Raw genomic sequence first — 15,137 nt, 5'->3', positions numbered from 1 at the left:
GTAGAAGGCGCTTTAAACATGACGAATATGAATCTTCGAAAATTTCTTTCCGAAAACAAGATTGTCGCCCTGCTGATCGTCGTCGGCCTGATCTGGGCACTGTTCGGATATCTCACCTATAATGCCGATACCGGTGTCTCCGGCTTCCTGACGGCCCGCAACTTCTCCAACCTGCTTCGCCAGATGGCAATCACGGGGATACTGGCGGCCGCAATGGTTTTCGTCATCGTGGCGGGGGAAATCGATCTTTCGGTCGGCTCACTGCTTGGGCTACTGGGCGGCATCGCCGCCATTCTGGACGTGGTCTATGGCTGGCCATTGGCAGGTACGATATCCTTTGTCCTGCTGGCCGGGGCGGCCCTCGGGCTTATGAACGGCTGGCTCACCGCCTATCTCGGCATTCCTTCATTCATCGTCACACTCGGTGGACAGCTGGCGTTTCGAGGAGCGGTGCTGGGGCTGACCGGCGGTATCACCATCGCGCCCGTCTCGCCCAGCTTGCGTTACATCGGACAGGGTTATCTCCCCGGCTGGTTCGGCAATGGATGTGCCATCGCGCTTTTTCTTCTCTTGGCATTCATGGCGTTCAGAACACGCCGCAAACGTCTGCAGCACAGTCTCCGCGTGCCGACACCGGTCATGGAAGTGATGAAGCTCGTCGGTATCGGTGTCCTGATCCTGGGCTTCGTTCTGGTCCTGAATTCCTATCAAGGCATTCCGGTCCCCGTTCTGGTCCTTCTCTTCGTGCTCGGCATCTTCACCATCATCGCCAAGGGAACGGTCTTCGGGCGCTACATCTATGCCGTCGGCTCGAATGCGGAAGCCACCCGTCTCTCCGGCGTCAACACCAATCTGGTGAAGATGGTCGTGTTCGGCCTGATGGGCCTGATGGCGGCATTGGCCGGACTGACCACAACCGCCAGATTGGCCGCCGGCACACCATCCGCCGGTTTCGGCGGTGAACTGGATGCAATCGCCTCATGCTTCATCGGCGGCACGTCGATGCGCGGCGGCGTCGGCTCCGTCATCGGTGCGCTGGTCGGCGCACTGATCATGGCAAGCCTCGACAACGGCATGTCCATGCTCGGCGTCGATACGTTCTGGCAGCAGATCATCAAGGGCATCATCCTTGTCATCGCCGTCTATCTCGACATCATTTCTTCCGGTGTGAAGCGTCTTTGAAGGTGCTTCATCCCGCAAACGAAGAAACAGGATGCGGCGCAGCCCCTGCCGAAACCGAATTGGTTCGGCAGGGGTTTCTGTTTGGGACGCAGCCTCGGTGTCGTAGCCTCTGGAAAAAGATCCAAACGGCATCATCTTCCAACCGCTTCGAATTGCACCAGATGTAGTGGGACAGTCGAGCCACATTGGCCGCAATCAAGTCGCGTCAGGAGACCAGCATGACCTCGCCGCATCCATCGAAGACGACTATCGGCAACCACGAACTGCATCCGGAAACGCAGATGCTGAATTACGGCTATGATCCGGAACTTTCCGAAGGCGCGGTGAAACCGCCGGTATTCCTGACCTCCACCTTCGTCTTCAAGTCGGCGGAAGACGGCCGCGATTTCTTCGACTACGTATCCGGCCGCAAGGTGCCGCCGGAAGGCCGCGGCGCGGGATTGGTCTACTCGCGCTTCAACCATCCCAATAGCGAGATCGTCGAGGATCGTCTTGCTGTCTATGAACGTGCGGAAAGCGGCGCGGTCTTTTCCTCGGGCATGGCCGCGATCTCGACGACCCTTCTTGCCTTTGTCCGCCCGGGCGATGTGATCCTCCATTCCCAACCGCTTTACGGCGGGACAGAAACCTTGCTCTCCAGGACATTCTCCAGTCTCGGCGTTACGGCTGTCGGGTTTGCCGATGGGGTCGATGAAGGCTCGATTGCGGCCGCGGCCGAGGAGGCGATGAAGAAAGGGCGTGTTTCGGTGATCCTGATCGAGACGCCGGCCAATCCGACCAACGGCCTTGTTGATGTCGTTCTGGTCAGGCGAATCGCCGACAGGATTGGCGAGCGACAGGGACACCAGCCGATCGTTGCCTGCGACAACACCTTGCTCGGACCAGTCTTCCAGCGTCCATTGCAGTATGGCGCCGATATCTCGCTCTATTCCCTGACGAAATATGTGGGCGGTCATTCGGACCTGATCGCGGGGGCAGCGCTGGGCAGCAAGGCACTCATCACGCAGATACGGTCCCTGAGAGGATCGATAGGAACACAACTCGATCCGCATTCATGCTGGATGCTCGGCCGCTCGCTGGAGACGCTGCAGATCCGAATGGAACGCGCAAACAGCAACGCCAAGGCGGTCGCCGATTTCCTGAAGGAACACCCCAAGGTGGCGAAGCTTCATTATCTCGGCTTTGCCGACCCGGCATCGGCCGTCGGACGCGTATTCGCCTCGCAATGCAGCGGTGCCGGCTCCACGTTTTCGTTCGACATCAAAGGTGGCCAGCCTGCCGCATTCCGTTTCCTGAACGCCCTGCAGATCATCAAGCTCGCGGTCAGCCTTGGTGGTACGGAATCTCTCGGCTCCCACCCAGCCACGATGACCCATTCGGGTGTCCCCGCAGATGTGCGGCAGCGTATCGGGGTACTGGAATCGACAATCCGACTGTCAATCGGCATCGAACATCCCGACGACCTGATTGCGGATCTCACACAGGCGCTCGACCAGGCCTGACGCTAGGCGCCCATTCATCACAGCAAACCGCTCGAATTACGCCCGGATGAGGGCGCCTGCCTCGCGGGCCGCATCGACGAAAGCCTGCCGAGCGTCTTCAGGTTTCTTCTTGCCGGCATCGACCGCGGCGCAGACTTCCAGCGCCTTGTCCAGAAACGTGCCATCCTCGGTCGGCCAGTCCTCGATCATCGCCCAGGCGGCGGCCTGCGTCGTCTCGATCACGGTCTCTTCCGGTGGTTCTCCAACGGATACGACAACCGGTTTTTTCCAGGGCGTGTTCATGAACCTCGTTCCATTGCTGCAGCCGCAGGCCTCTTAGCCCGATTCAATGCCGCTGGCGAGGCGCAGCGCAACCCTGCTCATCATCTTTCCGCAGTTTGCCCTACGAAAAAGGCCGGGCATTTTTTGCCCGGCCTCGTGTTCTTGCATCCAGACTTTTACTGCGCCGGGCGAATGTTCATCGCAAGCGTGTCTTCGTCCGAGCGCGGCGTGATCGTGATCGTCTTTTTCATGCCCCAGGCGGAGATGATCGAGGCGATCGAAAGATTGGGGCGATCCGTCGACACGAGCGCATTGGCATCTTTCAGCAGCTGCTCGCGCTTCTTGGCATCCATCTCCACGGCAGCATCTTCAATCAGCTTGTCCATCGCGGGGTTGGAATAGCCGCGAATGTTGAAAGCGCCGAGCTTCTTCGCCGGATCGTTGGTGTGAACGAGCGATGACAGCGTGTAGTTCGCTTCACCCGTCAGCGTACCCCAGCCCGACATGGTCAGCGAATAATCGCCGCGCGTATTGGCCGGGAAATAGACGGCCCCCGGTTGCGCGTTTGCCTCGACGTCAATGCCGATCGCCGTCAGCATCTGGGCGATCGTCGTACCGGTATCCTTGTCCCCCGGCAGGCGGTCGTTGGTGAAGGTGAAGACGACCTTGAAACCATCCGGATAGCCGGCTTCGGCCAGCAGCGCCTTCGCCTTTTCGACATCCGATGCCGGTGCCTTCACATCCGGATTGTAACCGAAAATATTCGGCGTCACGAGCTGCGACTGCACCGTGCCCATGCCTTCCATGGCGACTTCGGTGATCGTTTCGCGATCGATGGCAAGATCGAAAGCTTCGCGGACCTTCGGATCAAGGAAGGGGTTCTTCGGCAACGGCGAACCGTCATTGGCCGTGACCTGCGGGGGCTTTTCGCGGAAATCGAAGGCGATGTTGAACAGATAAACGCTGTCCTGGCGCACGATGCTGAGCTTGCTGTCGGTTTCAAGCGTCGGCACATCCGATGCCGGGATGCGGGCAATCAGATCGACCTGACCGGCCTTCAGCTGTGCGACACGGGCCGCGTCATTCGGGATTTCCTTGCGGATGACCTTGTCCCACGGCTCCTTGCCGCCCCAGTAACCATCGAAGCTCTCAAGAACAAGCTGCTCCTTCGGCGTCCAGGAAACGAACTTGTAAGGGCCGGTACCGATCGCGGCCTTGCCGGAATTGAAACCTTCCGCCGCCTTTTCCGCGCTATCGGAATAATCCTTGGCCGCGACATGCGACACGACGAAGAGGCGGATGAAATCGTTCGGCAGGTTCGGCGCCGGGCCATCGGTCTTCACCCGGATCGTGTAGGGATCAACGATCTCGATGCCGGCAACGCGGCGGACATAGATGGTGGTCGGGTTGGGGCCAGCGACCTTCGGAATACGCTCGATGGAGAATTTCACGTCTTCCGCCGTGAAATCGGAGCCATCATGGAATTTCACGCCCTGGCGCAGCTTGAACTCCCAGGTCGTATCGTCGATCGCCGTCCAGGAGGTGGCGAGGCCCGGTTCCAATTCGAGATTATTGCCCGACTTGATGAGTGAATCGTAGATATGCTTCATCGCTTCGGCATGGGTGCCGGCAGCGGTGAAATCCGGATCGATGGACAGTGGGCCGGCACGCACGCCAATCGTGAGATCGGCCGCCAGAGCCGCACCCGAAACGCCGCCGAGCAGCATCGTTGCAAGTGCAACTGTCCGAAATGTCTTGGAAATCGTCATTCTTCGTTCTCCTCAATATTTGTGATTAATGGCCAGTTCGGTGAATCCACGACGATCTTGGCGAGCAGTTCCGACAGCATCAGCTGTTCGGCTGGCGTCAGTGCGGAGGCCATGGCCTTTTCCCGCTCCACCATTGGCTGCATGGCCTGATCGACGATGCGTCTGCCTTCGTCCGTGATGTAAAGAACGAAGCTTCTCAAATCCGCCTGATCGACTTCGCGGCGAATGATCGTCTTGTCGATCAGCTTCTGGATCGCGCGGCTGATCGTATTCTTGGGAAAACCCGAGGAGCTGCAGATGGCACTTGCCGTCAACCCGTCCGATAGGCCGAGCGAATAGAGCACGACAAATTCAGGACGCGGGAGCCCGTGCTCCTTCTCGATCCGCCGATAGATCGGCTCGTTGAACTGCAACGCCAGGAAGTTGATACGGAACGACAGCCAGCATGGATTTTGCCAGAGTTTGACGGCAACGAGATCTTCCACATGGCGATGGCCGGCTGCAGCGAGGCCGCCTTCCCGCAACAGATTATCCAGCGCCTTTTCATCCGTTTCACGCACGCGTCGATTTCCATCCATTTCCAATTTAGTCCCGTATGGAACTTGACGCTGCATTAATTGGCTGTCAATTTCTTTTTTTAGTCCCGTATGGAACTTTGCATTTGGCGCAACAATGCGCGCGAAAGCATATTTTTTGTGCGTTTCGGCCTCACCTTGCAATTTCTTTGCTCATGCGGGCCGAAACGGAGAATGGAGATGGATTAAGTGAAGATCGCGGATATGAACTGGATGCAGGTGGAGACGCGAACCGCCGATGACGATCGTTGCATTTTGCCGATCGGCAGCGTCGAGCAGCACGCCTATCTCAGCCTCGCAACTGACATGATCCTCGCGGAGAAAGTGTCCGTCGACGCGGCCGAACCTCTGGGCGTTCCTGTCTTTCCGGCCCTGCCCTACGGCCTCGCTTCGTCCTTCGCGAGCTTTCCCGGCACGCTTACCCTGTCGCTCGCAACCTATATCGGCGTCATTCGCGATCTTCTCGACAGCATGTATCGCTCCGGTTTTCGCCGCATCCTCGTCGTCAACGGCCATGGCGGCAATACGCCGGCAATGACGGTGATCTCCGAATGGCTGAACGATCACCCCGACGCATCGGTGAAATTCCATGACTGGTGGCGCGCACCCAAAACGATGGCGAAAGTCCTCGAAACCGATCCGGCCGCCTCTCATGCATCCTGGATGGAGAATTTCCCATGGACGCGCACCGACGATCCGCGCCAGCCATCGACACAGAAACCGCGGATCGATTTTGCAGCGCTTTCGCGGGTCGATACCGCCCGCAAGCGCACGCTTCTCGGCGACGGCAACTATCACGGCCTCTACCAGCGCCCGGACGAGGACATGCTGGCGATCTGGGAAGTCGCGGTCGCAGAGACCCGCGAGCTTCTGGAAAACGACTGGCACTGAACGCCACCATCAACGGCGCGCGAATGCGCGCCGCATTTTGAACCCGCAGAAGACGGGAGAACGGGAACAGATGTTGGGCTTCATCTTGCAAAGGCTCTGGCAGGCGGCAGTCGTCGTACTGGCCATGTCGGCGCTGGTTTTCTGCGGCGTTTATGCCGTCGGCAATCCGATCGACGTGCTGATTTCGCCAGACGCGACACAGGACATCCGCGCCGCCGTCATCGCGCAATACGGCTTGGACCTGCCGCTCTGGCAGCAATATTTCGGCTTCCTCGGCCGGGTGCTCGAAGGCGATTTCGGCCGGTCCTTCGTTTACAACATGCCGGTCAGCGAGTTGATCCTGTCGCGCCTGCCGGCGACGCTGGAACTGACGCTGGCAGCCGTCCTGTTCGCCAGCCTCGTCGGCATTCCGATCGGCATGTATGCAGGTTATCGACCGCACAGCCAGGTGTCGCGCGCCATCATGGCGCTCTCCATTCTCGGCTTTTCCGTGCCAACCTTCTGGTTCGGCTTGATGCTGATCATGCTGTTTGCCGTGCAATGCGGCTGCATGCCGGCCGGCGGGCGCGGTGATACGGTAAGCCTGTTCGGCGTCGACTTCAGCTTCCTAACGGCAGACGGCCTGTCGCACATGATCCTGCCGGCGCTCAACCTCGCGCTTTTCAAGTTTTCGCTGATGATCCGCCTGGCACGCGCCGGCACGCGCGAACTGATGCTGAGCGACACGGTCAAATTCGCCCGCGCGGCCGGCATTTCGGAATTCACCATCCTTAGCCGGCATGTGCTGAGATTGATTTCCATTCCGCTCGTCACCGTCTTCGGCCTGGAACTCGGCTCGACGCTCGCCTTCGCGGTTGTCACCGAAACGATCTTCTCCTGGCCCGGCCTCGGCAAGCTCATCATCGACAGCATCACCTCGCTCGATCGCCCCGTCATGGTCGCCTATCTGATGCTGGTCGCCATGCTGTTCATCGTCATCAATCTCGTGGTCGACCTCACCTATGCGCTGCTCGACCCGCGCCTGCGGAAGGGAAGAGCCTGATGCGCGACACGCCATTTTTCCGGTTCCTCGAAGAATTCAGACGCAACAAGGTCGCCGCCGGCGCGGCCATCGTTGTCGGCCTGATCGTCGTCATCGCGCTCATCGCCCCGCTGGTGACCCCGCAGAACCCTTACGATCTTGCCCATCTCGTGCTGCGTGATGCGAGAAGGCCGCCGGGTTATGTCGGCACGGGCGGATACACCCATTGGCTCGGCACGGATTCGCAGGGGCGCGACCTGCTCTCAGCCATCATCTACGGCCTGCGCATCTCGCTGCAGATGGGCGTGATAGCCGGCGGCGTCGCCTTGGTTATCGGCGCGGTCGTCGGCTGCGCTGCCGCCTATATCGGCGGGCGTTTCGAAAGCCTCGTCATGCGGATCGTCGATCTGCAGCTTTCGTTTCCGGCCATCCTGCTGGCCTTCGTCATCGCCGCCGTTCTCGGACAGGGACGCTACCAACTGATCCTCGCATTGATCTTCGCCCAATACGCCTATTTCGCCCGCACAGCCCATGGCGCGGCATCGGCCGAACGGCAGAAGGACTATGTCGAGGCTGCGCTCTCCATACCGCTTTCTCCATTGCGGGTGGTGCTGCGACACATCCTGCCAAACTCCCTGCCGCCATTGATCGTCGTGGCTACCGTTCAGGTCGCAAGCGCAATTTCTCTGGAAGCGACGCTCTCCTTCCTCGGTGTCGGACTGCCGCCCACCGAACCGTCACTCGGCATGCTGATTGCCAACGGCTTCCAGTACCTCCTCTCCGGCCGTTACTGGATCTCGATCTATCCCGGCGTGGCGCTGATCCTGTTCATCGTTTCGCTCAATCTCGTCGGTGACCAGATCCGCGACCAGCTTAACCCGAGGCTTCGCCGATGACCGCAGAAACCACAGCACCTCTTCTCGAAGTCTCCAATCTCCGCACCTGGTTCCCAAGTGGCAAGGGCGAGGTCAAGGCCGTCGACGGCGTCTCCTTCTCGCTGGCACCCGGCGAAGTTTTGGGTCTGGTCGGTGAATCCGGCTCGGGAAAGTCGATCACGGGTTTTTCCATCATCGGCCTCATCGATGAACCGGGAAGGATCGTCGAGGGTTCGATCAGGCTTGAGGGCCGCGAACTGATCGGTCTTGCCCCGCATGAACTGCGGGCCATCCGCGGCAAAACCATTTCCATGGTTTTTCAGGATCCGATGATGACGCTGAACCCAGTGCTCAGCATAGGAACCCAGATTAAGCTTGCGCTCGAAGCCCATGAAAGGATCAGCGCGGCGGAAGCGCGCGAAAGGGCGATCAAGGCGCTGGCACAAGTTCGCATCACTGAGCCTGAGCGCAAGATCGATTTCTTCCCGCATCAGTTTTCAGGCGGCATGCGCCAGCGCGTAGCGATCGCGATCGCGCTTCTCCACCGCCCGAAACTCATCATCTGCGACGAACCGACGACCGCGCTCGACGTGTCGATCCAGGCGGAAATTCTCGCGGAAATGAAGGAACTGGTGGCCGAACTCGGCACGGCGCTGATCTGGATCAGCCACGATCTGGCGACCGTATCATCGATTGCCGACCGGGTGGCCGTCATGCGCTTCGGCAAGATCGTCGAGATCGGCCCTGCTCTCGGAGTACTGACCAGACCGCAGCACGACTACACCAAGGCCCTGCTCGACGCCCTGCCATCCCGGGCAAAGCCGGGTGAGCTTCTGCTGCGCGGCAGCGGTATCGCGGATGCGGCACCGCCACACCGCAAGAACGCCACAAGCGACCTTCCGCCGCTCGGCAGTCCGTATCTGGTGATAGATGCCGCGGTCAAACGCTTCGAAAAACCGGCAGGGTTGTTCAGGAACCTTGCAATCCGCTCCGGCATTGCTCAGCCACAGACCGTCGTGCGGGCCGTGGATGGTGTCTCGATCACCCTGAAACGAGGCGAGGTGCTTGGCCTTGTCGGAGAATCCGGTTCAGGTAAATCGACGCTCGGGCGCATGGCGGCCGGCATCACCGTGCCGACATCCGGCACCGTTCATCTCGCCGGCAAGCCGGTGATGAGCAATGGCCGCAATCCGCGCAAGGTCACGACCCGCATCCAGACCATCTTTCAGGACCCGTTCGCCTCGCTCAACAGCCGCATGCGCGTCGGCGACATCGTTGCGGAAGGCCCACTCGCGCACAAGCTCGTCTCCCGCGCAGAAGCACCGGCCTATGTCGGGCAATGGCTGTCGGCGGTCGGGCTCGATCCGTCCTTCGCCAATCGTTTCCCGCACCAGTTTTCCGGCGGGCAGCGCCAGCGTATCGCGATCGCGCGCGCACTCGCCATGCAGCCGGATGTCGTCGTCTGCGACGAACCGGTCGCCTCGCTCGATGTCTCGATCCAGGCGCAGATCATCAACCTGCTGATCCGCCTGCGTTCCGAGCTCGATCTGTCGCTGATCTTCATCAGCCATGACCTTTCGGTCGTACGGCATCTCTGCGATCGGGTGGCGATCATGTATCGCGGCCGGATCGTTGAGGAAGGCGGTGCGGCGACCATCTACGACAACCCGCAACACGACTACACAAAGCGGCTGCTGGCAGCCGTCCCCGTTTTGCCGACAGCGGCATAATCATCATTGGAGGATAAGGCATATGGAACCATGGGAATGGGATGAGCAAATCTGGCGCGGCAAGGTCGAAAAGGTCCGCGCTGGCCGCTCGCTAAAGCCGAAGGCCTGGAAGGGTGGCGCGCGCTGCGCCGTGGCTCTTTCCTTCGACAGCGACCACGAGACCAACGAATTGCGTGACGGTGGCGAATCCATCGGCCGCATGTCACAAGGCCAGTACGGCAATCGCAAGGGCGTGCCGCGTATTCTTGAAACGCTTTCCGCCGCCTCGGTGCCAGCGACCTTCTTCGTTCCGGCCGTCACTGCTCTACTCTATCCCGACGAACAGCGGCGCGTCATTGCCGAAGGCCACGAGATCGGCCTGCATGGCTGGATCCATGAGGTGAACACCAAAGTGCCGCCGGAAAAGGAGCGTGAACTGCATTTTCGCGCCGCCGATACATTGGAAAAGATCGCAGGCATCCGCCCCGTCGGCATGCGCACGCCCTCCTGGGATTTTTCCTCGGTCACGTTGCAGATCGAACGCGAACTGGGCCTAATCTACGATTCCTCGCTGATGGCGGATGACGACCCTTACGAACTGATCGAGGAAGGCGAGGCAACCAGCATGGTGGAACTGCCGGTCGAATGGATCCGTGACGACGCAGTCTATTTCAATATGAACCGCTTCACCGCGCTCAGGCCTTACACCCCGCCAACCGCTGTTCTCGACATATTCAAGCGCGAATTCGACCGCGCCTATCAGGAAGACGGGCTTTTCCTGCTGACCATGCACCCGCATGTAACAGGTTATCGCTCCCGCATATTCATTCTCGAAGAGTTGATCCGCCATATCCAGTCCCATGACGATGTCTGGTTTGCCACCCATGCGGATATCGCCCGTTTCGTGAAGGAGGCATCCGGTGTCTGACGGACAAAGACAAGTCGCGATCGTCACCGGGAGCGGTCGCGGCATCGGGCGGGCCTGCGCTCTCGATCTTGCCCGCCACGCCTTCGATATCGTCCTCGTCGATCTGATCGAGGATGATCTTGCGCGCACGGCTATGGAAATCCGTGACCTCGGTCGGGAAGCCCTGACCTTTACCGCCGACGTCAGCGATCACGCCCGCGCTGCCGAAATCGTCGCCGAGGTTGATCATGAATGGGGCCGAATCGACGTCCTCTTCAACAATGCCGGCCGTTCGATGTCGAAGGGGATAGAAGAGATTTCCGAACAGGAATTCGACGATACGATCGCCATCAACCTCAAGGGCGCGTTCAATTATATCCAGTCGACCGTGCCAGTGATGCGCCGCAGTGGTGGCGGTCGGATCATCAACATGTCGTCTATGAACGCCCATACCGGCGGTGTCACCAGCGCTGTCAGCAAGTTCTCCTACACTGCCGCCAAGGCCGGTATCATCGGCATGACGAAGGCGCTGGCAAAGGAACTTGCACCGGAGATCGTCGTCAACGCCGTCTGCCCCGGCGTCATCAAGACCGAACGCTCAAACGCCATGATCGACGCCCGCGAGGCGAGCCTTGTTGCCGGGATCTCTCTCGGACGCGTGGGAACCCCGCAGGATGTTGCAAGCGTCGTGACTTTTCTGGCAACTGCGGAGCCCAATTTCATCACTGGCCAGGATATCCAGATCGATGGCATGCAATGGGTGCGGTGAACCAGCCGGCTGTCACAATGCGAGCCTGGTGAGCCATATGCCTGGCTTACTCGGCCGATTTGCAAGAAAAATGAGAAAGCCTCCCTGAATTATTCGTCCTCTACGCCTTCCGTCAGGCCGTCATAAACTTCCATCAGCGCATTGGTGATGGCCTGGCCGAGCGCGTTTCCGGCGGCACGAACATCGTCATCATTTCCGTCGCGCGCGGCGCGGGCGAGCTCAAAGCCTTGATCGGCAACAAGCTGTTTTGCAACTTCGATTGCCCAGAGGCCGAAGTCTCCGCGATTGCCGATTTCGATCGTGTCGTCCATATCCGGTGCTCCTTCGGTTGCGGCTTCCATCTAAAGCAAACAGCGCGCAAGGCAAGCTTTGAACCGGCTTTGCCTCTAGGAGGCATATTCCGTTTGAAGTCATGCGGTCGTATTCAAAATTCATATAATTCTAATTCGATTATAATAATAAATTATATTGCAGTGCGGAATTTTCGATGGAACTATGAGGGCAACAAGGGTCGCTAAAGGCCCGGACCACCAGTAGGAGAACATCGATGAAATCCTTTATAAAGGCCGGCATTGTCGGCTTATCGGCACTTTTTGCCTGCAGTTCAGCTTTCGCACTCGGCGACCCAATCAAAACCGCGATCGACGCGACCTTTGCGCCGCATGCCATGCCGACCCTCGATGGCAAGATCGAAGGTTTTAACGTCGATATGGCCGACTTGATCGGTGAACGTCTCGGCAAGAAGGTCGATCTGACCGGCGCCCAGTTTTCGGGCCTGATCCCGGCGCTTCAGGCCGGCACCTACGATTTTCTCGTGGCGCCGGTAACGGTCAACAAGGAGCGCGCCGCCAACCTTCTCTTCACCGAAGGCTTCATGGATACGAATTTCGGCTTCGTCGTCCCGGCCAATGCCCCGGAATACAAGACGCTCGAAGACTTCAAGGGCAAGACGATCGCCGTCAACAAGGGCTCTGCCTATGACAGCTTCCTTCGCGAGAAGGAAAAGGAATTCGGCTGGAAGGTCGAAAGCTATGGCACCAATACGGATGCCGTCGCAGCCGTGATGGCCGGGCGTGCCGATGCCAATCTCGCAGGCAACACCGTTGCCGCATGGTCGGTCAAGCAGAACCCGCGCCTGAAACTGTCCTTCGAATATCAGACCGGCCTCGTATGGGCGCTTTCCTTCCGGAAGGGCGATGAGGAAAACCGCGATCTGGTGGATCGCGCCATCGAATGCCTGAAGCTGGACGGTTCCATGGCCAAGCTTTCCGAAAAATGGTTCGGCGTCACGCCGGTTGCCGGCACGACGATCGCTACCCCGACCAAGGGTTTCGGCGTGCCGGGCTTCGAAGGTTACAAGGACGATGACCACAAGGCGTCCTGTGAGAACCTGAAGTAATCCTTGCATCGTGGACGGGCGGGGCCTCCCACTCGCCTGTCCGCACTCTTTTACAGACCAAGATACGACCGGCCGCTGCAGGTCGTATCCACGCGGGCTCGCTAGCGGCTAACATCGCATCAGCCATCCCGCCCTGCACCGTGCCTGCCGGAGTAGCCTGAATGGCCAATCGCCCCATGCTGGAAATCGTCTCGCTGGAAAAGCGCTTCGGTCCCAACACCATTCTGAAGAAGATCGATCTCAAGGTTGCGGAGGGCGAACTCGTCTTCGTCATCGGCCCGTCCGGTTCCGGCAAAAGCACGATGCTGCGCTGCTGCAATCGTCTCGAAGAACCGACATCCGGCGACATTATCGTCGATGGCCGCAATATCATGGCCGGCACCCGCCGCGATCTCGACCGCATGCGGCTGCAGATCGGCATGGTCTTCCAGGGCTTTCACCTTTATCCGCATATGACCGTGCTGAAGAATGTCACGCTTGCCCAGCGCAAGGCGCTGAAGCGCACAAAGGCCGAGGCGGATGCACGCGCAATCGACATGCTGGAACAGGTCGGCATGGCGCACAAGGCGGATGCCTATCCGGGCGAACTCTCCGGCGGTCAGCAACAGCGCGTCGCGATCGCCCGCTCGCTAGCGCTCGATCCGAAGGTCATGCTGTTCGACGAGCCGACCTCCGCGCTTGACCCGGAACTGGTCGGCTCAGTCCTGAAAGTTATGAAGGACCTGAAATCCAAGGGCATGACGATGGTCGTCGTCAGCCACGAAATGGGCTTTGCACGCGAAACTGCCGATCGCGTCGTCTTCATGGATGGTGGCGTCGTGGTCGAGCAGGGCACGCCGGACGAGATTTTCGGCGCGCCGAAGGCCGAGCGCACCCGCGCCTTCCTCTCGCGCGTTTCCGGGTAACAGCCATGGACCGGTTTCTGCAAACCTTCTTCAACCCGGTGGTGATGGCGCAATATACGCCGGATATCATCGCGGGCGTCTGGGTGACGCTGCAGATCGCCGCAGCCGTCATCGTCGCCGGCATTTTGGGAGGCCTGGCGCTCGCCTGCCTGCGCAGCTATCGCATCAGGGCGTTGAATTTCTTCATCATCTGCTATGCCGATATCTTTCGCGCCCTGCCGCCGCTCGTCGTCATCCTGATCCTCTATTTCGGCTTTCCCTCGATCGGTATCCAGCTCTCTGGACCGATGGTGCTGTTCATCGTGCTGGCCGCGACGCTGGCCGCCTTTGCAGAGGAAATCTTCTGGGCCGGTTTTTCATCGGTCGAAAAAGGCCAGTGGGAAGCCGGCATTGCCACGGGCCTCGGATTTACCCGCACACTCGCCTATGTCGCCCTGCCCCAGGCCGTGCGGCTCGCCATTCCGCCGCTCGTCAACCGCGTTCTGGCAATCACCAAGATGACGGCGCTCGGCTCTGCCATCGGTGTCTCGGAAATCCTGTCGAGCGCCACGACGGCGCAGAGTTTTTCCGGCAGCGCCACGCCGCTCACCATGTCGGTCGTCGCCTATCTGGTGATCTTCCTGCCGATGGTCGTCGTCGCCCGCTGGCTGGAAAGCCGCACCGCCTGGAAGAAGCGGTAGGAGGCCGGACATGGATATTTTCATCGATCAGTTCTTCAATATCGAGATCATGCGCAAATCGCTGCCGCTGCTGCTCACCGGCCTTTGGATGACATTGCAGCTCTGCAGCGCCGTCATCCTGCTCGGCCTAATCGGCGGCCTGTTCGTCGCACTCGGCAACATGAGCGAGCGCCGCTGGCTGCGCTTTATCTCGATTGCCTATACCGACCTGTTCCGGGCGCTGCCGCCGCTGGTGCTGTTGATCTTCATCTATGCCGGCCTGCCCTTTGCCGGCATCAACATCTCGCCCTTTGCCGCGGTCGTCATTGCCTTCCTGCTCAACAATTCCTCCTATTATGCGGAGGTCTATCGCGCCGGCCTCATCTCCGTTGCGAAAGGCCAGTGGGAAGCGGCGCAATCGACGGGCCTCAGCCCTACGCAGACGCTGATCCATGTCGTGCTGCCGCAGGCGATGCGCAATGTCCTGCCGGACCTGCTGTCGAACACGGTAGAGGTGGTGAAACTCACCTCGCTCGCCTCCGTCATCTCGCTGTCCGAGCTTCTCTACAATGCCGGCATGGCCCGCTCGGTCACCTACAATGCCTCGCCGCTGGTGCTGGCCGCTCTCTTTTATCTCGTGCTGCTGTGGCCGCTGGTGCGCCTCGTCAGCCATTTCCAGCGGCGTCTGGCCGCCTGATCGCTTCGAAAGGAAC

Annotated in this window: 16 protein-coding genes; 12 read left to right on the top strand and 4 right to left on the bottom strand. The window is 59.7% G+C overall.

Annotation, left to right across the window (positions count from 1 at the left end; translation table 11 throughout):
- The first annotated feature begins 18 nt into the window (after positions 1–18).
- On the top strand, positions 19–1,182 hold the full coding sequence (locus tag JNB91_RS13880; protein WP_220326110.1) for a sugar ABC transporter permease: 1,164 nt from the start codon (positions 19–21) through the stop codon (positions 1,180–1,182).
- Positions 1,183–1,400: 218 nt separating this feature from the next.
- Positions 1,401–2,684, top strand: coding sequence for a cystathionine gamma-synthase family protein (locus JNB91_RS13875; RefSeq protein ID WP_220326109.1), 1,284 nt, complete (start codon positions 1,401–1,403; stop codon positions 2,682–2,684).
- Between the two features lie 36 nt (positions 2,685–2,720).
- On the opposite strand, the gene JNB91_RS13870 is transcribed toward JNB91_RS13875, so the two are convergent.
- From JNB91_RS13870 to JNB91_RS13860, 3 genes are all read right to left on the bottom strand, one after another.
- Complete coding sequence (locus JNB91_RS13870; RefSeq protein WP_220326108.1) at positions 2,721–2,966, bottom strand: DUF982 domain-containing protein; 246 nt, start codon at positions 2,964–2,966, stop codon at positions 2,721–2,723.
- A 155-nt stretch (positions 2,967–3,121) separates the two neighbouring features.
- Positions 3,122–4,714, bottom strand: coding sequence for an ABC transporter substrate-binding protein (locus JNB91_RS13865; protein ID WP_220326107.1), 1,593 nt, complete (start codon positions 4,712–4,714; stop codon positions 3,122–3,124).
- Complete coding sequence (locus tag JNB91_RS13860) at positions 4,711–5,433, bottom strand: MarR family winged helix-turn-helix transcriptional regulator (protein WP_223218173.1); 723 nt, start codon at positions 5,431–5,433, stop codon at positions 4,711–4,713. Before JNB91_RS13860 ends, JNB91_RS13865 begins: the two co-directional genes overlap by 4 nt.
- Positions 5,434–5,478: 45 nt before the next feature.
- Here JNB91_RS13860 and JNB91_RS13855 point away from each other — a divergent pair, with 45 nt between their 5' ends.
- From JNB91_RS13855 to JNB91_RS13830, 6 genes are all read left to right on the top strand, one after another.
- Positions 5,479–6,180 (top strand): creatininase family protein, encoded by a 702-nt coding sequence (locus JNB91_RS13855; protein ID WP_220326106.1) that lies wholly within the window; start codon positions 5,479–5,481, stop codon positions 6,178–6,180.
- Between the two features lie 70 nt (positions 6,181–6,250).
- A complete protein-coding gene (locus tag JNB91_RS13850) occupies positions 6,251–7,222 on the top strand; it encodes an ABC transporter permease (protein ID WP_220326105.1) in 972 nt (323 codons plus the stop codon).
- Positions 7,222–8,097, top strand: a complete 876-nt coding sequence (locus JNB91_RS13845) for an ABC transporter permease (protein ID WP_220326104.1) — start codon at positions 7,222–7,224, stop codon at positions 8,095–8,097. Before JNB91_RS13850 ends, JNB91_RS13845 begins: the two co-directional genes overlap by 1 nt.
- Positions 8,094–9,806 (top strand): ABC transporter ATP-binding protein, encoded by a 1,713-nt coding sequence (locus tag JNB91_RS13840; protein ID WP_220326103.1) that lies wholly within the window; start codon positions 8,094–8,096, stop codon positions 9,804–9,806. Before JNB91_RS13845 ends, JNB91_RS13840 begins: the two co-directional genes overlap by 4 nt.
- A 22-nt stretch (positions 9,807–9,828) precedes the next feature.
- Positions 9,829–10,713 (top strand): polysaccharide deacetylase family protein, encoded by an 885-nt coding sequence (locus JNB91_RS13835; RefSeq protein ID WP_220326102.1) that lies wholly within the window; start codon positions 9,829–9,831, stop codon positions 10,711–10,713.
- Positions 10,706–11,461 carry an SDR family NAD(P)-dependent oxidoreductase gene (locus JNB91_RS13830; protein WP_220326101.1) on the top strand — a complete coding sequence of 252 codons (756 nt, stop codon included), beginning with the start codon at positions 10,706–10,708 and terminating at the stop codon, positions 11,459–11,461. The genes JNB91_RS13835 and JNB91_RS13830 overlap by 8 nt, the downstream gene beginning before the upstream one ends.
- A gap of 89 nt (positions 11,462–11,550) precedes the next feature.
- On the opposite strand, the gene JNB91_RS13825 is transcribed toward JNB91_RS13830, so the two are convergent.
- Positions 11,551–11,772 carry a hypothetical protein gene (locus tag JNB91_RS13825; RefSeq protein ID WP_220326100.1) on the bottom strand — a complete coding sequence of 74 codons (222 nt, stop codon included), beginning with the start codon at positions 11,770–11,772 and terminating at the stop codon, positions 11,551–11,553.
- Positions 11,773–12,008: 236 nt separating this feature from the next.
- Here JNB91_RS13825 and JNB91_RS13820 point away from each other — a divergent pair, with 236 nt between their 5' ends.
- The 4 genes from JNB91_RS13820 (at position 12,009) to JNB91_RS13805 (ending at position 15,121) form a co-directional block, all read left to right on the top strand.
- Positions 12,009–12,860, top strand: coding sequence for a transporter substrate-binding domain-containing protein (locus JNB91_RS13820; RefSeq protein WP_220326099.1), 852 nt, complete (start codon positions 12,009–12,011; stop codon positions 12,858–12,860).
- A 161-nt stretch (positions 12,861–13,021) separates the two neighbouring features.
- On the top strand, positions 13,022–13,765 hold the full coding sequence (locus tag JNB91_RS13815; protein WP_430736277.1) for an amino acid ABC transporter ATP-binding protein: 744 nt from the start codon (positions 13,022–13,024) through the stop codon (positions 13,763–13,765).
- 5 nt (positions 13,766–13,770) lie between these two features.
- On the top strand, positions 13,771–14,445 hold the full coding sequence (locus JNB91_RS13810; protein WP_220326098.1) for an amino acid ABC transporter permease: 675 nt from the start codon (positions 13,771–13,773) through the stop codon (positions 14,443–14,445).
- A gap of 10 nt (positions 14,446–14,455) precedes the next feature.
- Positions 14,456–15,121 carry an amino acid ABC transporter permease gene (locus tag JNB91_RS13805; RefSeq protein WP_220326097.1) on the top strand — a complete coding sequence of 222 codons (666 nt, stop codon included), beginning with the start codon at positions 14,456–14,458 and terminating at the stop codon, positions 15,119–15,121.
- Positions 15,122–15,137 lie beyond the last annotated feature (16 nt).

The sequence above is a fragment of the Aliirhizobium wenxiniae genome (assembly GCF_019511445.1).
GTDB classification, from domain to species: Bacteria; Pseudomonadota; Alphaproteobacteria; order Rhizobiales; family Rhizobiaceae; genus Neorhizobium; species Neorhizobium wenxiniae_A.
This window is presented reverse-complemented; position numbering and strand designations above follow the sequence as displayed.

Bases quoted from the DNA above. Each gene is read 5' to 3' on its own strand.
- JNB91_RS13880 (WP_220326110.1), top strand. From the start codon at position 19: ATGACGAATATGAATCTTCGAAAATTTCTTTCCGAAAACAAGATTGTC.
- JNB91_RS13875 (WP_220326109.1), top strand. From the start codon at position 1,401: ATGACCTCGCCGCATCCATCGAAGACGACTATCGGCAACCACGAACTG.
- JNB91_RS13870 (WP_220326108.1), bottom strand. From the start codon at position 2,966: ATGAACACGCCCTGGAAAAAACCGGTTGTCGTATCCGTTGGAGAACCA.
- JNB91_RS13865 (WP_220326107.1), bottom strand. From the start codon at position 4,714: ATGACGATTTCCAAGACATTTCGGACAGTTGCACTTGCAACGATGCTG.
- JNB91_RS13850 (WP_220326105.1), top strand. From the start codon at position 6,251: ATGTTGGGCTTCATCTTGCAAAGGCTCTGGCAGGCGGCAGTCGTCGTA.
- JNB91_RS13845 (WP_220326104.1), top strand. From the start codon at position 7,222: ATGCGCGACACGCCATTTTTCCGGTTCCTCGAAGAATTCAGACGCAAC.
- JNB91_RS13840 (WP_220326103.1), top strand. From the start codon at position 8,094: ATGACCGCAGAAACCACAGCACCTCTTCTCGAAGTCTCCAATCTCCGC.
- JNB91_RS13835 (WP_220326102.1), top strand. From the start codon at position 9,829: ATGGAACCATGGGAATGGGATGAGCAAATCTGGCGCGGCAAGGTCGAA.
- JNB91_RS13825 (WP_220326100.1), bottom strand. From the start codon at position 11,772: ATGGACGACACGATCGAAATCGGCAATCGCGGAGACTTCGGCCTCTGG.
- JNB91_RS13820 (WP_220326099.1), top strand. From the start codon at position 12,009: ATGAAATCCTTTATAAAGGCCGGCATTGTCGGCTTATCGGCACTTTTT.
- JNB91_RS13815 (WP_430736277.1), top strand. From the start codon at position 13,022: ATGGCCAATCGCCCCATGCTGGAAATCGTCTCGCTGGAAAAGCGCTTC.
- JNB91_RS13810 (WP_220326098.1), top strand. From the start codon at position 13,771: ATGGACCGGTTTCTGCAAACCTTCTTCAACCCGGTGGTGATGGCGCAA.
- JNB91_RS13805 (WP_220326097.1), top strand. From the start codon at position 14,456: ATGGATATTTTCATCGATCAGTTCTTCAATATCGAGATCATGCGCAAA.